Below are 16,253 nucleotides of genomic sequence, written 5' to 3' on the forward strand. Positions count from 1 at the left end.
AAAAGTTTAATTTTGGGGATAAAGATGATGATGCATGATCAGTGTGATACCCTTAACCTTACATCTGAATTAAAAGATGCGGCTATTCAATCAAAAGTTTGGCCATTTGAAGAAGCACGTAAGATTGTTAAGCGGTATGAAAAAACAGGTTATCCAGAGATTGTAATATTTGAAACTGGTTATGGACCTTCTGGTTTGCCACATATTGGGACTTTTGGGGAAGTCGCACGTACAACCATGGTGCGCCATGCATTCCGGGTTTTAACTGACAATAAAGTTAAAACAAAACTACTTTGTTTTTCTGATGATATGGATGGTTTGCGCAAGATTCCTGATAATGTACCTGATCGCGAAAAAATGGAAAGCTACCTTGGTCAACCACTTAGCCGTGTACCAGATCCTTTTGGAGATATTTATCCTTCTTTTGGAGCAGCAAATAATGCACGTTTGCGTATTTTTCTTGATCGCTTTGGTTTTGATTATGAATTTGCGAGTGCTACAGATTATTATAGTTCCGGTCATTTTGACGAAACTCTTTTAAGAATACTTGCCTGTTATGACAAGGTGATGGCAATTATCTTGCCAACATTAGGTGAAGAACGACGTGCTACCTATTCGCTTTTTTTACCTATTTCCCCCATTTCTGGAAAAGTACTGCAAGTACCAATGATCGCCCGTAATATTGGCAAAGGTACTGTTACTTATATTGAGCCTGAAACAGGTGAAACTATAGAAACAGAAATCACAGGAGGAAAAGTCAAATGTCAATGGAAGGTGGATTGGGCAATGCGCTGGAAAGCGCTTGGAGTCGATTATGAAATGGCAGGAAAAGATCTTATCGATTCCACAAATCTTTCTTCTAAAATTTGTAAAGTGCTTGGTGGAAATCCACCCGAGGGATTTAATTATGAGCTTTTTTTGGATGATAAGGGACAAAAAATTTCTAAATCCAAAGGAAATGGTTTAACCATTGATGAATGGCTAACTTATGCTCCGACAGAGAGTTTAGGGCTTTATATGTTTTCAAAGCCAAAAACAGCAAAACGGCTTTATTTTGATGTTATTCCAAAAGCCGTTGATGAATATTATGCGCATCTTTCAGCCTATGGTCGTCAAAAATGGCAAGAACGGCTTAATAATCCTGTATGGCATATTCATAATGGTTGCCCTCCACAAGTTGATTTGCCGGTATCCTTTGCCATGCTTTTAAATTTGGTAAGTGCTTCAAATGCGGAGAATAAAGAGGTTCTTTGGGGCTTTATTTCTCGCTATGCTAAGGGAGCTAATGCGCAAACTTATCCCAAACTTGATCAATTGGTACAATTTGCTATTAAATATTTTGATGTCTTTGTTAAACCAAATAAAAAATTTCGCATTCCTGATGAGAGTGAATGCTCAACGTTAGCGCAAATTGATGCACAATTAGCTAGTTTACCTGAAACTACTGACGGAAATGTGCTTCAAAATGTACTTCTTGATATTGCCCGTTTAACGGAACGCTATCAAGATCATAGCAAAAAAAGTCCTGAAGGAGGACCGGGTGTTTCAAATGTCTTTTTTCAAATGCTTTATGAAGTACTTTTAGGGCAAGAACGAGGACCACGATTGGGTTCATTTATCGCGCTGTACGGGATTAATGAAATGCGTGCCCTCATTTCTGAGGCGCTTGCGCGACCTATGAGGAAATAATGGAACAGAGAACACAAGAAGTAAAGCGTCGTCGTACATTTGCAATCATTGCCCACCCAGATGCAGGGAAAACAACACTAACAGAAAAACTTTTATTGTTTGGTGGAGCTATTCAGCTTGCTGGTGAGGTGAAGGCAAAAAAGAACCGTATTCAAACCCGTTCTGATTGGATGAATATTGAACGTGACCGTGGTATTTCGGTTGTAACATCAGTGATGACATTTGAATATAGAGAACACATTTTTAATTTATTAGACACTCCAGGCCATGCGGATTTTGCAGATGATACTTATCGCACTCTCACGGCTGTTGACAGTGCTGTCATGGTACTAGATGGTGCACGCGGAATTGAACCAAGAACACTGAAACTGTTTGAAGTGTGCCGGATGCGGGATATTCCTATTGTCACTTTTGTGAATAAAATGGATCGTGAGGCACGTGATCCTTTAGAAATTCTAGATGAAATTGAAGAAAAGCTTGCGCTTGATACTGCACCAATCACATGGCCTATTGGTGTAGGTAAAGATTTTGTTGGTACTTTTGATCTTCATTATAATTGTTTTCGTCAAAAGGATGATGAGGTAACACAACAAGCGGTTTCTGGGCTTGATGAAGTTGCACTTTTGCTTCCTGAAAATCGGCGTACGCTTTTTATTGAAGAAGTCGAACTTGCTCGTAGTGCCTGCAAGAGTTTTGATTTGCGAGCTTTCCGTGAAGGACATATGACACCAGTTTATTTCGGATCAGCTTTGCGAAATTTTGGTGTTCGTGATTTGATCAACGCGCTCGTTGATTTTGGTCCAAGTCCTCGTGATCAGGTTGCAGATCAACGCAATATCATAGCGACTGAGCCAAAAATGGCAGGGTTTGTCTTTAAAATTCAAGCTAATATGGATCCCAATCACCGTGATCGTATTGCATTTTTGCGGGTGTGTTCAGGGACGCTTGCGCGTGGTATGAAGACAAAGTTAGTACGAACAGGAAAACCTATGACTCTTTCGGCACCACAATTTTTCTTTGCTCGTTCACGTCAAATTGCTGATCAAGCCTATGCTGGTGATATAGTAGGTATTCCAAATCATGGAACGTTACGTATTGGTGATACCCTGACCGAGGGAGAAGATATTATCTTTAAAGGTATACCCAATTTTGCACCGGAAATTTTACGTCGTGTTAGTTTGGGCGATCCAATAAAAGCAAAGAAACTTAAGGAAGCTCTGCATCAAATGGCTGAAGAAGGTGTTGTGCAATTATTTATTCCAGATGATGGATCATCTGCTCTTATTGGGGTGGTTGGTGCTTTACAAATTGATGTATTAATGGAGCGGCTTAAGGTGGAATATTCTTTACCGGTAAATTTTGAACCAGCGCGCTTTAGTGTATGTCGTTGGATTTTAGCAGAGGATAAAAATGAATTGCAAAAATTTGTGACCAATCATCGTTCTGCTATTGCTCGTGATTTAGATAGTGATCCAGTTTTTTTAGCAGAAAATCATTTTTCGTTGAATTATGAAGCAGAGAGAGCACCAAAAATAAAATTTTTAGCTTTTAAAGATTATCAAATACGCCCTGAATAATAGACATTTTTTTAAGTGAAAAGAATTATTTTTAAAAAAGACAGATAAAAGGAAGAGGTAAGATTCCTCTCCTTTTTGGAAAAAATTATTATGAGCAGATTTAACGAAGACTATCTTTAATCCATTCAGAAACACGTCCTTTAGAAGCAGCCCCAACCATATTTGATGAGATGTTCCCATTTTTAAACATCAATAAAGTAGGAATCGAGCGCACTCCATATTGGGTAGCCAGTTCCGGGTTTTCATCAATATTTACCTTGGCAATTTTGATTTGGCTTTGCATTTCCGTTGAAATTTCGTCTAAAATCGGAGCAATCATTTTGCAAGGGCCGCACCACTCTGCCCAAAAATCAACCACAACAGGGATGGAAGAAGTAAGAACTTCACTTTCGAAATTACTTTTATTAACTTTTATACACGTCATTAATTTATCCTTTATATTCATTTCTATAGATTGTTACAACAAAAATTCATATCAAGTTATTGTAAAAATAAATTATAAGGTTCTTTGTAAAAAGAAGTTTCTTGGTTTATCAAGCAATTTCATCAAGAAGTGCATCGAGTTTTTCTGGAGGAAGTTTAAAAATTTTTACTTCTTTACTGTAGATAAGAAGGGCTTGGATATTTTTATTGGGATGAATAGCTTGTAGCAATTTTCGGTAAAGAGCCATTTGCAACAAATAGTGTGGGGCAATAGCAGCTTCGTTTTCTGGTGGTACACCTGTTTTAAAATCAGCAAAGATAATGCTATTTTGTGTGATATATAAACGGTCAATTTGGCCGGAAACTACTTGTTCTTTTCCATGAATTTTTACAATGCCCATTAAGGAAACTTCGGCACGTGAATGGTCAGAAAAGAGGGGCTTGAGGTAGGAATCATCCAAAATCTGCCAAACATGACAGAGCGCTTTTTGTCTTTGTCTTTCATGCCAATGAGAGACTTTTGTATTGAGATAGTATTGGGCATAATCTCGACGTTGTGTAGAAGGGCAATTAGGTAAATGTTGCAGCAATCGGTGAACAATATTACCATATTCAATGGAAAAAGCTCTATTCGTATTTGTTTCTCCTAAGACAGGTGAGATACTAAGAGATTTTTGATTGGAGGAAATCTCAGTCTCAGCTTCAATAGAAAGACTAGCAACGGAAGGTTTTAATGGTTTCGGTAAGACTGGTTCTGCTGGTAGTTTATGGGAAAAAAAGTCAGGCAAAGGTGGAAATGTTTGGCCTTCAGCAGAGGATACTGCTTTGTATATTGGGGTAGAAGAAGAAGGTGTAATGCAATAGCGCCAAGCCGCAATATCCTCAGCAGGACCCTTTATGGGAACTGCATGCGGTTTGAGGGCCTTCTTTACTAATTGTAGCCATGTATCAGGAGAGGATCGCTCACCACTATATCCACAAATAAACAATCGATCTTCAGCACGTGTCATTCCTACATAGAGAAGGCGTTTATACTCTTCTTCAGCACGTTTTTTTAAATATGCAAGCGCTTTTTCAGAAAGTTTTGTGTTAAATTCTGAATTTGGATGCCAGATAAAACCTTGTTGATTACTCAATTGTTTATTGTTTAAAGAAACTTTAAGAAGGTGTGGTGCGTGTTGAGGATGCCAAATTGCACTACCAGGATCAACTAGGAAAACGACAGCAGCTTCAAGTCCTTTTGCAGCATGAATAGTCATGATACGAATTTCTTCATGGTTTTGGTCAAGTTCACGTTTAATTTCTGGTTTGCTTGCGCTTAAGATTTCCAAAAAAGCTTGTAATCCTGGTAAACCAGTTTTTTGAATAGTGAGCGTATAATCCATAAAAGCATCAAGTACATCGTTTGCTTCAGAACCTAAACGGGCTAGAATTTTTTGTCGTCCCTTATCATTGTTTAGAATATGACTATAGAATTCAAAAACAGGCATTTTATCAACTAAATTGCGATATTTACTGAGACTTTCAAAGATATATTTAAAAGATGCATGCGACGACACGTGCATACAAAGGCTTTGCCAAAGGGAACCTGTACGGTGTGCTGCAAGCTGAAAAAGTTTTTCTTCGCTAAGCGAAAAAAGAGGACTTTTTAAAACACAAGCCAGGGAAAGATCATCTTGTGGTTGTAAGACAAAACGGGCAAGTGCCATTAAATCCCGTACACTGATATGGTTAGTGAGCTGTAAGCGATCAGCACCTGCTACAGGAATATTTCGTAATTTAAGGGCACGGGAAAGCGCAGAAACAAATTGATCACGCTTACGTACCAATATCATAATATCACTAGCACACATTAAACGTCCTTTTGCTGGAAGCATTTCTCCTTTCTGTAACCAGTCTGCGATGGTTTCAGCAATTTTTTCCGCAAGACGTACTTCCGGTGTATTTAAGTGATCAACAGCTAAACACCAATCGTCAGGAAACTCATTTGTTTCTTTGGAAATAGCATCCCATAAGATAACATCACCCGGGCTGTGAATACGAATAGCTTCGTGTACCGTTTTTGTATTTTCTGCTGAAAGCCCTTTGTAATTTTCTGGTGTTTCAAAGACAAGATCGATGCTTTTAAGAACATCAGCTGTAGAGCGAAAAGAATAATTTAATTGCACTTTTTCAAATTTCTGTTTCGCTTGTTTTGCTTTTTTTTGAATCATTCGTCCATTTGCAGAAAAATTTTCTGGTGCAGCGCCTTGAAAAGAATAAATAGATTGTTTTTCATCTCCAACAGCAAAAAGAGTACGTATATTTGTGCGTTGACTATGACCCGTAAAAAATTCTTGTGCCAAAAGTTGAATAATTTGCCATTGTTCAGGATTAGTATCTTGTGCTTCATCAAGCAAAATATGATCAAGTCCATGATCAAGTTTATATTGCACCCATTGGCTTGCACCTTTGCGTTGCAACAAACAGAGTGTGCGTTCAATGAGATCATCAAAATCTAACAAGCCATTAGCCTTTTTTAAATTGTCGTAGATTTTAAGATATGTGGCACAGAGTTGAAAAGCGGCCATGTTGAGTGTAACAATTTTTACGCATTTGTATTTCTCTAAAAGAACAGAAAGTTTGCTTTGTTTGTCTTCAATCATTTGTTGAATAAAGGGCCAAATTTCATCTGATTTTTTAGGGTATAAACGTGAAAAGTTGCGAGGTTCACCTGTCGTTTTAAAATAAATATTTGAAATAATGTTGATAATGTTTGTTTCATCACAAACAGTTTCTAATTGGGAAAATTTTGCAATAATATCTTTGAGATTTTGTTTACCATAGGTTTGACAATGTGTAAGGGCATAAAGAGGTAGACGAGCAGTCTGTTGAATTTTTTCCAGCAGCCGCTGGTTTGTATCATCAGGTGCTAAATTAAATAGCGCACGCAGTTGTTCTTCTCCGTTTTCAGACAAAAGAGAAGATAAAAAATCAGACAGTTCGTGTTGCTTTTGGGTTGCTTCATACAGTAATTGATTAAAAGTGTTTTCATTGATAACTTTAAGAAGTTGTTTTAAAGCATGTTGTATATCGTTATGCATTAAAAGTTGACGGCGGGCTTCTTGTAATAATTTTTTTCGATTGATATCATCGATAAGTTCAAAATGCCCAGCAATATTGGCTTCCAACATAAATTGATGCAAAAGAGATTCACAAAATGCATGAATAGTTTGAATTTTTAATCCCCCTGGTGTTTCGAGGGCACGAGCAAAGAGTTGGCGAGCGTAGGATAATTTTTGCGCATTGATAGGTTTATTTTCAAGCTGCGATAAGATTTTCTGAAGCTGTGTGTCATCAAATTCATTCCAGCTGGAAAGTGTGCGAAAAATCCGCGATTGCATAACAGCAGCAGCTGCTTTCGTATAAGTAAGACATAAAATACGTGATGGCGGGGTCCCATTTAAAAGCAAACGAATAACCCGTTCACTTAAAACATGAGTTTTTCCAGCTCCTGCATTTGCAGAAACCCACACGTTTGTTGTTGGGTGTGTTGCCATTGCTTGAGCATCAAGGGCTGCTTCAGGAATAGAAAAAAGAGTCATGATTGATCTGCTTTATGAATATCGCTTGACCATTCCCATAAACGTGCCAGATGGTCATAGTCACCTTCATAACGTTTTTTAAAAGGGACTGCGTGCGAAAGATAGCCTTGTTGTGGGTTTTTATAATAATCCATTAATGCGATAAGATGTTTCCATGCTTTTTCACCAAGATTAATTGCGCTTTGGTACTCTTTTGCTCCTTTCTTTAAAAGAATTGATTGGCGGGTGATTTCTCCTTTTCCGTTGAGGGGAATATAAAATAAATCTGAGGGGATAAAATCTTGAAAATCTGTAAATGCACCTTTCATGAGCAAAGCTGTTTCCAGTGCTAATTGTGGAAATAATAAATCACGAACTTGTTTTGACGAGGGGGGCGTGCTGGTTTTAAAATCAAGGATTTCAACCATTTTACCTGGCAATACATCAATCCGATCAGCACGTCCTGAAAGGGTTATACCTGTTGTGCCTATAGGTATTTTTTGAGATACTACTTCGACGTGTCGTTCTCGAGATCCTAAACTTTGTTCCCATTGGATAAAAAACGGAGCAAAATTTTCAAAATTTTTCCACCAAATTATATCAATATCGATAGGTAAATTTAATTTATCAAATTCTTGTCGTCCGAGAGTTAAGAGTACATCTAACGCATTTGCGGCATTTGGATTTTTTACTTGTGTCCAAAAAGCGGCAAGAATAGTGTGATATAATGTTCCACGTTCAGTAGCGCAAGGATCATAAGTAAGTGCTTTAAGTGGTTTAAGCCGCAAAATTTTTTTGGCATAAATGGCATAAGGGTCGTACCGCAGTGTTGGTATTTCAGTAACCGAAAAGTGACGTGGACGCATTTTAAGGGATGGTGTAGGGCAAGGACGTGTTGCACAGGCAATCATATTTGTATTATCAAGCATTTTCGCCCAATGAAGTAATATTTCACCTCGTTCACGGATTTGCTTCCAAACTTGTTTCCCAACAACCGTTTCTAGGCGTTGTAGCCAACGTGAAGGAAGTGAAGGGGCGTGATTAATTCGTAATGCTCGGCTCATTACCACTTTATTCATTCCCATAGCCCACTGAAAATCATGTGCGGAAAGACCAATCCGCTGTTCGGGTGGTTCGAGAGTTAACATCATTTTCATTGGCCGTGATAAAAAAGCATCATTGCGGGTTGTAACAGGCCATGATCCTTCATTAAGACCGCCGATAACTACGGTATCAATTGTTTGTAAACGTGATTCTAAAGTGCCCCAAATGAATAAACGTGGATGCCCGCCCGGGGACGGCGTGACAGAACGAGTTGCTATCAGGGCCGAAAACATAGCGGGCCACTCACAAAGGTCAAATTTTAGTCCTGATTGATCACTCACTAATTCACGCAAAAAAGTTAAGAGGGCTTGTCCTGCTTCATGTTGATAAAGATGGGTGAGAGAATTATTTTCATCACGCCCAAAATTTTCAAAAACTTCAACTGTTGCTACCACGGCTTCATTGATAGTGCTTTCTTTTTTTTGTTTCATAAGAGATGCTAAAGGTTTGACAGCTTTACTCAAAAGATGACAAAGGAAACGTGCTTCTTCACACTTTTGTTGATCAAGGACGTTTTTTTCAGAAATATTGTGAGAATGTGCTGTTATCCATTTTTCGAGAAATTTATTACATTCGCAAAGATTAATACAGGCTGTATTTCCTCGGAGAACAAAGAGTTCAAAATTTTCTATAATCTCGCGTAAGTGATGACGATTTTGCCCTAATGTGGTGAGTGGGTGTTTGAGCAAGGAAAGAAAAGCAATTGGGTCATGAGGTTGAAACACATTTTCTAAAAGAAGACGTAACAAGGTCAAGGGGAGTGTTTGTGCAAGTGGTATTCCACTTGAATCATTTGCTTCAATTCCAAAACGCTGTAATTCAGTTGCGACACGACGAGCTAAATTACGGTCATTTGTGATAAGAGCTGCGTTTTTTTGAGGTTCTTCAATGGCATTGCGTAAGGTGACAGCAATGGCAAGAGCTTCCTCCCGCTCATTTATAGCTTCAATGAATGACCAATCTGCACAAAGTGTTTCATAATCATCGCGAATAATTTGTACCCATCGGTCTGTTGTAGAAGCTGGCCGAAGTGCTTCTGATAAAAGAGCTGCACGTTTTGCTTTTATTGCACTTTGTTGTCCAATTTCACGAACATGAATGCGATGACATTTCATGAGAGAGAGTAGTTTTTTTAAATGATATTGAGGATGACTGAAAGCGTTTGCTGCATGATCAAAAAAATCAAAATTTGTTTTTTTTTCGTTGGTTGTACCTAATGCATTCCACTGTTCTTCATCCATTTGAAGATCAAGACCTGCAAGAACAACAGCTCCTTTTGGTAGGCGAGAAATTACCTTTAAAAGATGGGAAACTGCGGGGATAGAACCTGCCACACCGGCAGCAAGTATGGGTTTATTCGATTGTGTCCGGTGAAGAGTTTCTGCGTGTATTTTGAGAGCTTGATTGCGCCATTCAACTGGATTACTTCGTTTCCTTTCTTGTAAGATTTGTGGCCAGCTCTGTGTAACGATAGTCAGAAAATTAAGGGTTATTTGCCACCATTCGGCTATCATATCAGGTGCAATTTCTTTAAGCTTTGACCAATCTGCTGCTTCTGTTTCAATTTCGTCCATCAAGTGTGCTAAATCTTGAGCAAGCCAAATCGCATCAGCAGTGTGAGCAGGAATAAGAACATCTTCTGTGCCAAACATGTCACGCAGATGAGCAGGCAAATTTTCACGCCAAGGACGAATAAGGCGCGCTAAGAGCAAGAGACGTTCACTTTCTCCAATGGGAGGGTTCAGAGTGTTGGTATGGTTTTCAATAAAAAGGAAACTATCTTCATCCAGATCTCCTAAGGGACGAATTGTTGGCAAGAAGGTTGATCGTGTATCGCTTCTTTCGACAAAAGCAGTACGTAAAGCGCGAGCAGCACGACGTGTTGGAACATAAATGAGGGTATCAGAAAGAGCAGTCTGAATATCTCCATTTGGCGCAAAGTTATCAATAAGTTCACCCGAAAGTAATGCATCAACAAAATGAGGCAAAAAAGAAGTTCCTGGAGAAATAGAAAAAACACGAGGTATATAGCTCATTTACCCTCTTTTGAGATACATGGAAAATTTAGTTGTTTTCATTTTTCTAATGTATACAATTTTTATTGAGGGCAAAACTGAAAAGCTACATTTATATGGTAGATTTTTGACTTTTATAAAAATATTAAAATACATCTTATAACTTGAGTCAGTGCGCACAATATAAAAAAATTTTCTAATATTTATCAATAAAGAGATGACTACGATTCATTATTTAGCCGGAACAACAATATAAAGAGCAAAATATTAAAGTTTTCAAAGGCTTAGGATTTGTAAGCATATTTTAAAATATTGCATATGATAAACAAGTAACTTACTATGCCATTGATACAGTGCAATATGAAAATACTCTTTAACATATTTGCATTGTTTCCAGAAAAGTCGCTTTACGATATTGCGACGTTTAAACAACTAGTTTCATAAAGAATATCTGTTAATTTCATCAAGGATTTGAGAAAAGGAAATGAAAGCAGATCTACATCTATTTTTATGTTCCATAGCTAAAATAAATTGCTTTGGTGGAAAAAGTTTTGCAGAATATAGTAAAGCATCTATTCTGTTTTTGAAAAGAGAGCTATTTCTTGATAGAAACTTTGTAAAGGTAGTAAACATTGGGTGTGAAGGATTCCGAACAAGATGATCTGGCATATAGGGTAAATTAAGATAAGATGAATTTCCATCGCATTGGTGGATGAGTACAAAAATCCCTAAGATTTCAAAACTTGTTGGACACCTGAATCAGAAGGCCTTTTTAAAAATCCGCGACAAAGATACGAGGAACAGAAAATCCATTGTCTAAAATAAGCTGATTAATTCCAACAAATTGATGAATATCTTTTGCAAGATGTACCATTTGTTAGGTAAGAAAAATCGGTGTTTTGTTTCGTCTGCATAATTAGCGTGTTCATAAGAATTTTTTAATATTACTTATCATCCAAAAGTTCATAGGTGCATGCAGAGGTATCATCAGCCAAAAAATGACAATGAATTTGGCTGTGCTTATGGGTTTTTAAAAATGTACGATTTGCAAAAGCCTGCTGTAGTCGCTCAGTAGAATGTTGTACTGATATAAGAGTCACATAACGCCCACAGCCTTCATGTTGTAAAGTCAGTGCAAAAGTGACCGGTTCTAAGAAATCAGCACCTTTTTTTGGCCATTCAATGAGCATAATGCTTTGTTCACGTGTTTCATGAAGCCCTAATTCATAAATTTCTTCTACCATAGAAAGACGATAAAGATCAGCATGAATAATTTCAAATTGTGGAAGTTGATAGCTTTGAACAAGAGTGAAGGTAGGACTTGGAACATACAGAGTGTTGTCATGGGCAAGTGTATGAATGATTGTACGTGCGATGGTTGTTTTGCCTGTACCAAGATCACCTTGCATTGTTACAAGATCACCAGGCTTTAAAGCGAGGGCTAAATCTTGTGCAAAACGCTTAGTTGCTATTTCATTTTCAAGAAAAAAACTAAAATGCATTTAAAATTCCACGAAATCGATAAAAAATTTTATAGTAATACAAAGACGCTATTAAAAAAACTTATCTTCTTTGGAGATTGGAAAAAAACATTTAACCGTTGTTCCTTGTCCTGTACCAGTGAGGATTTCAACGTATCCACCGTGAAGTTCAACAAAACTTTTAACAAGGGACAAACCAAGTCCTGCTCCTGCACGCCCACCATGATGTGAATGAGAAGAAAAACGTTTAAAAATTTGATTTAGAATATCTTCAGGAATATCAAATCCTTCATTATGGACACTGAAGACAATATTATCATCTTGTTTGTCGGCACAAAATTCAATCGTGCTTGCCTCTGTTGCAAAATTAATAGCATTACTAAGGACATTTACAAATATTTGATGCAAACGTGTTGCATCAGCAGAAATAAAATTTAAGGAAGGGGAAACTTGTTGTAAAAGCGTAATATAACGTCCATTAAGGCGCTCTTCTACACGAGTTACTGCCTGCACCATAGCATTGGTAATATTAACTGGCTGTATGTCCAATTCCATGATACCTGCATCAAGGGTTGCAAGATCAAGAATATCGTTGACAATATTCAAAAGAGTACCTGATTCTGAATGAATGTGCCGAAGATATTCCTGTTGGCGTTCATTAATAGAACCAAAAATTTGATCGCGTAAAATATCAGAAAATCCAATAATATTTGTAAGAGGTGTACGTAATTCATAGGAAACATGTTGGATAAATTGATTGCGCAAACGATCAGCACTTTCTAAAGCTTCATTTTTTTCTTGAAGAGCACGTGAAACATGGACAGTATCCGTAACATTAGCGAAAGTAAGCATTGTTTGTCCATCAGGAAGCGGTACCAATGTATAATCAATGATTATTCCATTTTTTAAGTCCATACGACCTGAATATGTGTCACGTTTTTCAGCAAAACCTGTAATAAATTTTGTAAACTGATCCCATTCTTTTCCTATGGTTAGGGCTGAACAATGGCTTTGTAATTGTGTAATGTGAGTACCTTCTACTAGTAGATTGTAAGGGAGAGACCACAATTTTGATAAAGCTGGATTCGATAAACGAAGGCGTCCATCAGTGCCAAAAACCACTACTCCTTCTGAAAGTTTGTCAAGTGTTTCGCCTTGTATTTTAATGAGTGTATTGTAACGTCGTTCAAGATCAATTTTTTCTGTAAGATTTTCATAAAGCCAAGTGGTGCCTCCTTGAGGATGAGGATTGGAGATAACACGCACCGTGCGCCCATCTGGAAGATTCCAAATTTGTTGATTCGATTCTGTTTGCCGATAGGCTTTAAAAAATTCTTCTTTCCATGCGCGCCAATTGGGGTGTTCTGCTAGGAGCCCTTTTTCACGCAAGCGTTCAAGAAGCAATGTATGACTTGGTTCATTTTCTAAAAAAGAACTCTCCAACGACCATAAAAGTTTAAAAGCGTGGTTGCAGAATTTTAATTTTTGGTTGGTATCAAAAACAGCGACAGCTGTTGAAATTTGGTCAAGTATTTCACAATGACTTTGAAGAACGCATTTTAGTTCATTAGCAAGATTTTCATATGCGCTGTCATCATGCGCAAAAGCAGCCATCCCTTCGGCTGTTGTAATCCGCGTAAGATGAAAACGGCGCCGTTCTCCATTAATGACTGTATGAACATGCTCTTGAAAAATTGTTTCTGTTCCATCTGTTTTGCATTGTGTTGTTTCATTGAAGAGATCACCTACTTCATTGCTATCTTCTCGAAAGCCTGTCATTTCTCTAAAGGCGCGATTGACAAAACAAATTTTTCCTTCACAATCTCGGATCCATATCGGTTCTTGAATACTATCAAGAAGATTGCGTTGCATTCTTAGCTCGATGAGGATTCGAGCAATATCTTTCTGTAAACGAGCATTTTCACTTTGCTGTGCTGAAATGTCTTGAAAACGGGCAATAGCTGCTGTTCCGGCGATAACCCCTGTAACTTGTAACAGCATATTATTTGTCGTGGTTATAGAAAGTTCAAAAGGGTGAGATTCGTAACGTAATTGCGTTAATGCATAGTCAAGTTCGCGCAAAGAACTTTCTTCAAGCCAAAGCGCAAAACATTGAAAATTTTGCTGGCTAATTCCTGCTTTTTGTAAAGCGGGAATGTTACCAACCACATGAGGTGATGCTGTTGGGTTTTCCCAAATAAGAAGAGATTGTCCGGTTTCTTTCAGAAGCCATTCATAATATTTAAGTTTTTCGGAAAGATTTACTTGAATTGTCTGCAGAGACCTCCACGAAACTTTTTTTGCACGCATAGTAACTGCTATACACGTGAGAAGTGAGGCACAAGAAATTCCACCACACAGTGCTAAAAGAAGCCATGGACCATCTGGCAAAATGAAAGTAAATGGTAAATGTGTTTCCAATGACTGAGCAACAACGCATGTCGGAAAAAAAAGGAAAAGAAAGCAAAAAATATGAGTACAGATTCGGATCATTTTTTGAATTTTTTCTTTGGGGTTATAATCACCAAAGCTAACCACCGTACCTTTTTCTTTTAATCCAAGAAAAGATTTAGTAACGATAATGATTTGGTTTATAGGGTCCTTGTGGCGTAACTCCAATATAGGCAGCTTGTTCTTCTGATAAAACAGTCAATTTTATCCCTAGCCGATCAAGGTGAAGGCGCGCAACTTTTTCATCAAGATGTTTGGGCAAAACAGTCACTTCATTTTTGTAATATTCTGAACGGGTAAAGAGTTCAATTTGCGCCAAAACTTGGTTTGTAAATGAGGTCGACATAACAAAAGAGGGGTGTCCTGTAGCATTACCGAGGTTAAGTAAACGCCCTTCAGAAAGCAAAATGATGCGTTTTCCATCGGGAAAGGTAATCATGTCGACTTGTGGTTTAATATTTGCCCATGGCAGATTTCTAAGAGCTGATACTTGGATTTCATTATCAAAATGACCAATATTTCCCAAAATGCACATATCTTTCACTTGCCGCATATGGTCTAAACGGACAATATCTTTATTGCCAGTTGTTGTTATGATAATATCGGCGCTAGAGGCAGCATCATCTAGAGTAACAACTTCATAGCCATCCATGGCTGCCTGAAGGGCGCAAATTGGATCAATTTCTGTCACTTTAACGCGAGCTCCAGCACCTGAAAGAGAGGCTGCTGAACCTTTACCTACATCACCATAACCACAGACAACAGCTATTTTACCGGCTATCATAACATCTGTTGCACGTCGGATACCATCTACTAATGATTCTCTACATCCATATTTATTATCGAATTTTGATTTTGTGACACTATCATTGACATTAATAGCAGGAAAAGGCAAAAGCCCTTCTTTTTGTAATTGATGAAGGCGGTGTACTCCCGTTGTGGTTTCTTCACTCACTCCTTTAATTGCTGCCCGCTGGCGGGTGAAAAAACCCGGTGTAATATCCATACGCTTTTGGATTTGTTTGAAAAAGAATCCTTCTTCTTCTGTTTTGGGATTAGACAGAATATCCTTATTTACTTCTGCACAGCTTCCTATCAAAATATAGTTTGTAGCATCAGCTCCATCATCTAAAATGAGATTTGAAGGATTGCCATCAGGCCATTGGAAAATAGCATCTATATACGCCCAATATTCTTCAAGCGTTTCACCTTTAACCGCAAAAACAGGCGTACCAGTAGCTGCAATAGCTGCTGCTGCGTGGTCTTGTGTAGAAAAAATATTGCTAGAACTCCACCGCACATCAGCACCGATTACTTTCAATGTTTCAATCAAAACAGCTGTTTGAATCGTCATGTGCAATGAACCAGAAATACGTGCTCCACGCAAAGGTTGATGAGAAGAAAACTCTTTACGACAAGCCATTAAACCAGGCATTTCTGTCTCAGCGATATCAAGTTCTTTACGACCATAAGGAGCAAGTGTGATATCTTTGACAACGTAATCTGGTGTTGTCATTTTATATTCCTTTAAAATCACTTTTTCTTCAGACGGTAGGAGAAATTAAAAAAAAATGCAAGCCAATAGAAAGACTTCTTTATGTAAAAAATCCTTTTTAAATTCTCCATAAACTTATACAAAAATATGCATTTATCTATTTAAATGATAATGTAACTGACAGAATGTAAAGGGACTCATAAAAATTTTCTTAAGTAAACAAAATTTACCGATATGTATTTTTTTAAGCTGTAAAAAAGGTGGAATGACGAGAAAAACTATGATTAAATTATATTTTTTGAAAAAAGAGTAAGACATATAACTTTCATTAAGATGCTTACTTTTCCTTTTATATAAAGTACAAGTGAATTAAATTATGAAAAATATACGTTCACGAAGCACAATACATTATTGTATTACTCATTTATATATTTGTTTTAAAGGGACGTTTCACC

Annotated in this window: 7 protein-coding genes and 1 pseudogene; 2 read left to right on the forward strand and 6 right to left on the reverse strand. The window is 37.6% G+C overall.

All coding sequences use genetic code 11. The features are described from left to right. Window positions 1-27 precede the first annotated feature (27 nt). Both HWV54_RS04065 and HWV54_RS04070 read left to right on the forward strand, forming a co-directional pair. Window positions 28-1,689 carry a lysine--tRNA ligase gene (locus tag HWV54_RS04065; RefSeq protein WP_040296469.1) on the forward strand — a complete coding sequence of 554 codons (1,662 nt, stop codon included), beginning with the start codon at window positions 28-30 and terminating at the stop codon, window positions 1,687-1,689. Further along, window positions 1,689-3,266 (forward strand): peptide chain release factor 3, encoded by a 1,578-nt coding sequence (locus tag HWV54_RS04070; RefSeq protein WP_005866481.1) that lies wholly within the window; start codon window positions 1,689-1,691, stop codon window positions 3,264-3,266. The genes HWV54_RS04065 and HWV54_RS04070 overlap by 1 nt, the downstream gene beginning before the upstream one ends. A 100-nt stretch (window positions 3,267-3,366) precedes the next feature. Here HWV54_RS04070 and trxA read toward each other — a convergent pair whose 3' ends face one another. The 6 genes and pseudogenes from trxA to ahcY all read right to left on the reverse strand — a co-directional run bounded on the left by trxA (window position 3,367) and on the right by ahcY (window position 15,819). Continuing rightward, on the reverse strand, window positions 3,367-3,690 hold the full coding sequence (gene trxA / locus HWV54_RS04075) for a thioredoxin (RefSeq protein ID WP_005866480.1): 324 nt from the start codon (window positions 3,688-3,690) through the stop codon (window positions 3,367-3,369). Between the two features lie 109 nt (window positions 3,691-3,799). Continuing rightward, complete coding sequence (gene addA / locus HWV54_RS04080) at window positions 3,800-7,273, reverse strand: double-strand break repair helicase AddA (RefSeq protein WP_005866479.1); 3,474 nt, start codon at window positions 7,271-7,273, stop codon at window positions 3,800-3,802. After that, a complete protein-coding gene (gene addB, locus HWV54_RS04085) occupies window positions 7,270-10,392 on the reverse strand; it encodes a double-strand break repair protein AddB (RefSeq protein WP_005866478.1) in 3,123 nt (1,040 codons plus the stop codon). Before addB ends, addA begins: the two co-directional genes overlap by 4 nt. 754 nt (window positions 10,393-11,146) lie before the next feature. Next, window positions 11,147-11,873 (reverse strand): annotated as a pseudogene (gene tsaE, locus HWV54_RS04090) (tRNA (adenosine(37)-N6)-threonylcarbamoyltransferase complex ATPase subunit type 1 TsaE); the annotation flags it as partial. Window positions 11,874-11,924: 51 nt separating this feature from the next. Further along, window positions 11,925-14,390 (reverse strand): sensor histidine kinase, encoded by a 2,466-nt coding sequence (locus HWV54_RS04095; RefSeq protein ID WP_040296408.1) that lies wholly within the window; start codon window positions 14,388-14,390, stop codon window positions 11,925-11,927. 31 nt (window positions 14,391-14,421) lie between these two features. After that, window positions 14,422-15,819, reverse strand: coding sequence for an adenosylhomocysteinase (gene ahcY / locus HWV54_RS04100; RefSeq protein ID WP_005866475.1), 1,398 nt, complete (start codon window positions 15,817-15,819; stop codon window positions 14,422-14,424). Window positions 15,820-16,253: the final 434 nt, after the last annotated feature.

It is taken from the genome of Bartonella alsatica, from assembly GCF_013388295.1.
GTDB lineage: Bacteria > Pseudomonadota > Alphaproteobacteria > Rhizobiales > Rhizobiaceae > Bartonella > Bartonella alsatica.